At 41.2% G+C, this 6,518-nt stretch carries 5 protein-coding genes; 1 reads left to right on the forward strand and 4 read right to left on the reverse strand.

Features of this window, described 5'->3' with window-relative positions:
- Positions 1-130: 130 nt before the first annotated feature.
- Positions 131-3,421, forward strand: a complete 3,291-nt coding sequence (locus ACOVQQ_RS07775) for a reprolysin-like metallopeptidase (protein WP_421817701.1) — start codon at positions 131-133, stop codon at positions 3,419-3,421.
- Between the two features lie 87 nt (positions 3,422-3,508).
- On the opposite strand, the gene ACOVQQ_RS07780 is transcribed toward ACOVQQ_RS07775, so the two are convergent.
- From ACOVQQ_RS07780 to ACOVQQ_RS07795, 4 genes are all read right to left on the reverse strand, one after another.
- Positions 3,509-4,009: a hypothetical protein gene (locus ACOVQQ_RS07780; protein WP_421817702.1), complete on the reverse strand. Its 501-nt coding sequence runs from the start codon at positions 4,007-4,009 to the stop codon at positions 3,509-3,511.
- Positions 3,999-4,565 carry an aminoacyl-tRNA hydrolase gene (pth, locus tag ACOVQQ_RS07785; protein WP_421817703.1) on the reverse strand — a complete coding sequence of 189 codons (567 nt, stop codon included), beginning with the start codon at positions 4,563-4,565 and terminating at the stop codon, positions 3,999-4,001. The genes ACOVQQ_RS07780 and pth overlap by 11 nt, the downstream gene beginning before the upstream one ends.
- Positions 4,566-4,714: 149 nt before the next feature.
- The gene (locus tag ACOVQQ_RS07790) at positions 4,715-5,323 is read right to left on the reverse strand and encodes a 50S ribosomal protein L25/general stress protein Ctc (RefSeq protein ID WP_094486106.1); all 609 of its coding nucleotides are present in this window, start codon (positions 5,321-5,323) and stop codon (positions 4,715-4,717) included.
- Positions 5,324-5,350: 27 nt separating this feature from the next.
- Positions 5,351-6,292 (reverse strand): ribose-phosphate pyrophosphokinase, encoded by a 942-nt coding sequence (locus ACOVQQ_RS07795; RefSeq protein WP_094486105.1) that lies wholly within the window; start codon positions 6,290-6,292, stop codon positions 5,351-5,353.
- Positions 6,293-6,518 lie beyond the last annotated feature (226 nt).

The raw sequence follows: 6,518 nt of genomic DNA on the forward strand, positions 1-6,518 counted from the left end.
GTTCTTTGCTCGTATTGCTATAATCCATACAATTTGTAGAATTTACATGAAAGATTTGCAATTTAACCATCTAAATGCTGCGTATATTATCGAAATCTGTAACTTTGGCTGCTTAAATATTATTTTAAAGATGAAAAGAATACTACTCATAGTACTTTTGCTGAGTATTTTGTTGCCTAATGAAGCAAGTAGTCAGATTTGGACACGTATTTCTAAGGCTGATGTGGCAAGTAAGCCTCGTTTAGAGTTTAAAAATTTCCCGTCGAATTATGAGACTTTCGATCTAAACACGGCTGCATTAAAAGCAGTATTAGTTGGTGCGCCTGACCGTAAAACTGCGGGATCTCAAGCGGGGAAATTGATTTCATTTCCTTCTCCGAATGGTGAATTGGTAGAATATGAAGTGTACGAAGCTTCCGTAATGCATCCCAGTTTAGCGGCAAAATATCCTGATATTAAGTCGTATGTGGGTAGAAGTACTAAGAATAAGAATTCTAGTATCCGTTTTTCAGTAACGCTTTTTGGTTTACACTCTATAAATTTTGATACTGAAGTTGGCACGTACTACATCCAACCATTATCAGCCGATTTGGGTACCTATTTAGTGTATAATCGCACATCATTAGAAAACCTTTCTGGATTTAACTGCGAAGTTATGGATGAAGTTAGTGCTGTGGAAGCAGAGGCGTTTAGCACACAAGCTACCAACTCGGACTCTGGAATACTGCGAACCTATAGATTGGCCATTTCATGTACGATCGAATACGCTGCGTATCATGTTGCTGCGGCTGGTCTCAACAATGGAACCAATGCACAAAAAGTGGCAGCTGTATTGGCTGCGATGAACGTTACGATGACTCGTGTAAATGGCTTATACGAAAGAGATGCAGCCATAACCATGGAGTTAATTGGCAACAACGACACACTTATCAATATCGCTTCGGACAATTTTAACAACACGAATGGAGGGCAACTATTGCAACAAAATCAGACATTTATCGATAATAATATTGGTAGTGCAAATTACGATATAGGACATGTTTTCTCAACCGGCGGCGGTGGAATTGCGAGCTTGGGTTCGGTTTGTTTAGCTGGACAGAAAGCACGCGGAGTTACTGGCTCGGATGCGCCTGTTGGAGATCCATTTGACATTGATTATGTAGCTCATGAAATGGGACACCAATTTGGTGCAACGCATACTTTCAGTAGTCAGACGGGTTCTTGTAACGGGAATATGAGTCCTTCAACTTCGGTTGAGCCAGGAAGTGGAACTACTATTATGTCTTATGCTGGTATTTGCGCTCCTCAAAACGTTCAGAATAATTCAGACGCTGCTTTTCATGCAGTTAGCCTTGCGCAGATAGATGCTCTGGTATCGTCTAGCGCTAGTTGTTCCGTTAATACGGCGATGAGCAATGCCGCTCCTGTTATTCAGCCGGTATCGGATTATACAATACCATTTAGCACTCCGTTTTTATTGCGCGGTTTTGCAACAGACGTAGATGATGCAGGCTTAACTTATTGTTGGGAACAAATTGATACAGATACCTCTATCCAACCACCTGCTGCTACAAGCGAAGTCGGTCCGAACTTTAGATCTAGAATTCCCGTTAATGTCGGTACAAGATTTTTTCCTCAATTTACGAGTGTATTCGGAAACAATATTACTCCTACATACGAAGTTGTTGCAAGTGTAGAAAGAAGCTACAATTTTGCACTTACAGTACGTGATAACGACTTAGTAAACGGAGGTCAAACCGCCAGAGAAAATATTACGGTTAACGTAGCCAATACGGGTCCATTTACAGTTACTTCGCCCAACACAAACACGTCGCTTGTTGCTGGATCAAACCAAGTAGTAACTTGGGATGTAGCTGGTACAACAGGTAATGGCGTTGATACCCCATTTGTTGATATTTGGTTGCTGACAACAAGTTCAAATCCGTTCGGTACTTTAGTTGCAAGTAAAGTTCCAAATGACGGTTCAGAAACAATTAGTCTGCCTTCTACGACTGGCTCAACAAATAGAGTTCTTATTATTGGGCACAACAATATTTTTTACGATATATCGAACGCGAATTTTGCAATAACCACTGGAGGAAGTTCGTTTTCGATAGGAATGAATGGCGTTGCGGGTGAACAAAACAAACCCATTTGCGCGGGTAGTCAGACTACTTTCCCGATTTCTTATGTGGCATTCGGAGGTTTCAATGCTCAAACTACATTAAGCGCTACAAATTTACCAGCCGGTATAAACGTTTCTTTCTCTCAAAATACAATAAACGCAACAGGCACCGTTACAATGACGGTATCTAGTGGTGCCAACATGACTGCTGGAGTGTACGCAATTACGGTTACTGCTACGTCAGGAAACATCAGCAAAACAGCTACCTTTTATGTTGAAGTTAGTACGGCAAACTTTGCAACATCTACGCTTTCAACTCCTGCAAACAATGCTACTGGTGTAAATACAGCAACTACTTTAACTTGGTTAGCAGATCCCGGAGCTACAAATTACGACATTCAAATTGCACAAGATTCGAATTTTTCCACAATAGTTGCAACTGGTAACGTAACAACAAATACGTTCGCGGCATCGGATTTACCTTCCTTAACGGAATTATTCTGGAGAATTCGCCCACGTAATAGCGGCTGCATTGGAAACTGGTCGACCGCATTTAAGTTCACCACCAAGTACTGCGACAACTACGTTTCTGTAAATGTTCCTTTAACAATTTCAGCTACTGGTCAACCTACAATAAACTCTACTTTATCGGTTCCTGCAGCTGAAAATATTACCATAAACGAACTTGAAGTGTACGTGAAAATTAATCACACTTGGGTTAGAGATTTAACCTGCAGATTGATTTCGCCTACGGGAACAAATATTCGTTTATTCCAGGCGGTGTGTACCAATACGGAAGGTAACGAAAACGTAGATGCCACGTTCACCGCATCAGGTAGTGCAATTATTTGTCAGCCACAAAATCCAAGAATTTCGGGTAGAAATATTCCTCTAGACGGATTTACAAACATCATTGGTCAGAACTCTCAAGGAACATGGACGTTGCGAGTTACAGATTCGACGAATGGCGACGGAGGTGCACTTGTAGCATGGAGCCTACGACTATGCGGAGCTGCAGCGCCTCTTTCTGTAGAAGATACTACTTCCGACTTTGGCATTGCCATCTATCCAAACCCAAGTAACGGGAACTTTACTATCAGTTCTGCGAAAGCACTGGATGCGAAATCGGAAATTACTGTTTACGACATGCGCGGACGTGTGTTGCACCAATCAAATACAGCAGGTGCTGGTCCGCTGAACGAAATCATTTCATTGCAAAACGCACAAGCGGGAGTGTACTTAGTTTCAATCTCTGGCGCAAACTTCAAAGAAGTAAAGCGAATTGTTGTGGAATAATAACCAAAACTAACACAAATGGAAAACGGCGATTCAAATATGAATCGCCGTTTTTTTATGATCGCAAATTCTAAAATTTATTAGCATTTAACGCAATTCAAATTCAATTTTTTGTTTCTGAATTTTGCTGTTTGGAACGCTGTAAGTAATCACATATCGACCCACCTTTCCGTTTGAGGTATAGCTTACTTCAAAATCGGTGACTTCGAAATAGCCCGCCTCGCCTTTGCAATAGCAGAATTTTCCAAACACAAATTTTTGAACCGCACTAACGCCCACGGTTTTCTTTGGATCGGCAAGCTGTATCAAAAAGTGTTCGCGGTAATTGGCATCTTGAATTCCTTTTTCTACGATTCTATCTTTAGTTAATTCTACCACTAAACTTTCTTGCTGCTCGACTATTGTTGCCGTAGCGTTCCCATATTCTGCCATTTTAAATTCCAACGAAGCATTTTTGTGTAAGGTTTCACTGCATTTAAAATCGACTGCACAAGTAGTTAGCGGATTTACTTTAGAATACGAGGGTGCCGACTTACATGCAAAAAGTAAGCAAACGGCGGTAAACGCGAGAATTGTTTTATTTGCCATTGAATTGATTCATTGTGTTTTGTAGTCCCGAAAATACGAATGATTTTACCGCCTGCGACGCGAGATCTAAACGTTCGGGAAGAAGTTTGTTTTCCTCTGCGGTCCATTTTCCCAACACATAATCGACTTGCTGACCTTTATTGAACGCATCGCTAATACCGAAACGAAAACGCGGATAGGCTTGCGATTGTAATTCGGCCTGCAAACTTTTGAGTCCGTTGTGTCCGCCGTCGCTTCCTTTTGCTTTGATGCGAATGGTGCCGAAACTCAAATTGAGGTCGTCGGTAATAACAAGAATATTTTCTAACGGAATTTTCTCGCTATCCATCCAATACTTCACTGCTTTTCCACTGAGGTTCATATACGTATTAGGTTTAAGAAGTAATGCTGTTCTTCCTTTCACTTTGACTTCGGCCATTTCTCCGAAACGAACCGATTTAAAAGAAGCCGATTCGCTGCTGGCTAAAGCTTCTACCACTTTAAAGCCGATGTTGTGTCTGGTTTCTCGATATTCTTCGCCGATGTTTCCCAGACCTACAATTAAAAACTTTTTCATGAATTCGTCCTTGCGTTCTACACCAAAAAGGCGCTTAATTCTCAGTAACATTACTTTTTACTTAAGTGTTCAAATTTAAGCGACTTCAATATTGTTCAATAAAAAAAGCATCGGAAAAACCGATGCTTTTTGTTGAAAAGTAATTCGAATTACTTTTTCTTTCCTTTTGCAGGTGCTTTTGCTGCTTTTGCTGCTTCTTGAGCGGCTTTCATTGCAGCACGTGAAATCTTCACTTGCGCTACTACAGTATTATCTGGGTGTAACAGTTTGAAATTCTTAGTTTCTAACTTAGTTACATACAATTTGTTACCCATTTCAAGCGGCGTGATATCAGCCTCAACGAAATCAGGTAAATCTTTTGGTAAAGCTTTTACCTTCAATTTGCGTTGGTTCAAACGAAGAACACCACCTGCCAATACACCTTTAGAAGTACCTACAACTTTTACAGGAACTTCCATGGTTACTTCTTTGTCATCGAACAATTGATAGAAGTCGATGTGAAGAATTTTGTCAGTTACTGGGTGTTGTTGAATGTCTTGCAAAACAGCTTCGAACTTTTTGCTTCCCAAATCGATCACAACTGTGTGTGCGTTTGGAGTGTAAATCAAGTTTTTAAAAGCGCCTTCTTCAGCTGCGAAATGCACCGTCTGATTTCCTCCGTATAAAACGCAAGGAATCATTCCAGCATTACGCAAGGCTTTCGTTGCCGATTTGCCCACGCTTTCTCTTTCAGATCCTTTGATAGTAATCGATTTCATTTTAAAAAATATAGTTAAACAATTAAATTACATTAAAAATTTGCCGCTAATCGAGTTGTTGTGCTGCACCATTTGCATTACTTCTGCAAATAGGGGTGCGCAGCTCACTACTTTGATTTTTGGCGTTTGCTTTTTCAGCGGAATAGAATCGGTTGTGATTAATTCGCTGAGTTTGGAGTTTTCAATCTTCTCGTAAGCGTCGCCCGATAAAATAGCGTGCGTACAAATGGCTCGAACGCTTAATGCTCCTTTTTCGATCATCAAATCGGCTGCTTTCGCGAGCGTACCACCGGTATCAATCATATCATCGACTAAAATCACGTTTCGTCCTTTCACTTCTCCGATAAGTTCCATGGTATCGATTACGTTGGCGACTTTTCGTTGTTTGTAACAAATTACCACGTCGGATTCTAGGAATTTTGAATAGGCGTATGCTCTTTTAGAGCCTCCCATATCGGGTGATGCGATGGTGAGATTGTCGAGGTTTAGCGATTTTACGTAGGGCAAGAAGATGGTAGATGCAAACAGGTGATCTACTGGCTTTTCGAAAAACCCTTGGATTTGATCTGCGTGTAAATCCATGGTCATGATACGCGTTGCACCTGCTGCTTCGAGTAGTTTGGCTACTAGCTTAGCTCCAATTGGCACACGAGGTTTATCTTTGCGATCTTGTCTGGCCCATCCGAAGTACGGAATCACGGGAGTGATATGTCGTGCCGATGCGCGTTTTGCGGCATCGATCATGAGCAATAACTCCATGAGGTTATCGGCACTTGGAAAGGTAGAACACACGATAAATACGCGAATTCCTCGAATCGACTCTTCGTAAGAAGGCTGAAATTCTCCGTCAGAATATTTTGAGAACGTTACCTTACCTAGTTGAACGCCATAGTGTTTAGCGATCTGTTCGGCGAGATAGACACTTTGGGAACAGGCGAAAATTTTAGCTTCCGGTTCTTGATGTGACATGTTATTGTCTTGTTTAGTAGTATGTTAGTAGTTGTTGTTGTAAGCGAGGTGCAAAATTATAAATTTAAATGAAGCGACAGCTAAAAATTGCCACTTATTTGCATTGCTGAATAAAAATAATTTTTACCTTTGCCGCGTGTTTGAAAGGAACGGTCCTTTTGTGCGCAGTTTTGCCCGGATGGCGGAATTGGTAGACGCGCTGGTCTCAAACACCTGTGGGAAACCG

Source organism: Flavobacterium sp., assembly GCF_049240005.1.
GTDB lineage: Bacteria > Bacteroidota > Bacteroidia > Flavobacteriales > Flavobacteriaceae > Flavobacterium.

What these genes read in the sequence shown, in the direction of transcription:
- ACOVQQ_RS07790 (WP_094486106.1), bottom strand. Translation starts at nt 5,323, where the DNA reads ATGAAATCGATTACTATCAAAGGATCTGAAAGAGAAAGCGTGGGCAAA.
- ACOVQQ_RS07780 (WP_421817702.1), bottom strand. Translation starts at nt 4,009, where the DNA reads ATGGCAAATAAAACAATTCTCGCGTTTACCGCCGTTTGCTTACTTTTT.
- ACOVQQ_RS07775 (WP_421817701.1), top strand. Translation starts at nt 131, where the DNA reads ATGAAAAGAATACTACTCATAGTACTTTTGCTGAGTATTTTGTTGCCT.
- pth (WP_421817703.1), bottom strand. Translation starts at nt 4,565, where the DNA reads ATGAAAAAGTTTTTAATTGTAGGTCTGGGAAACATCGGCGAAGAATAT.
- ACOVQQ_RS07795 (WP_094486105.1), bottom strand. Translation starts at nt 6,292, where the DNA reads ATGTCACATCAAGAACCGGAAGCTAAAATTTTCGCCTGTTCCCAAAGT.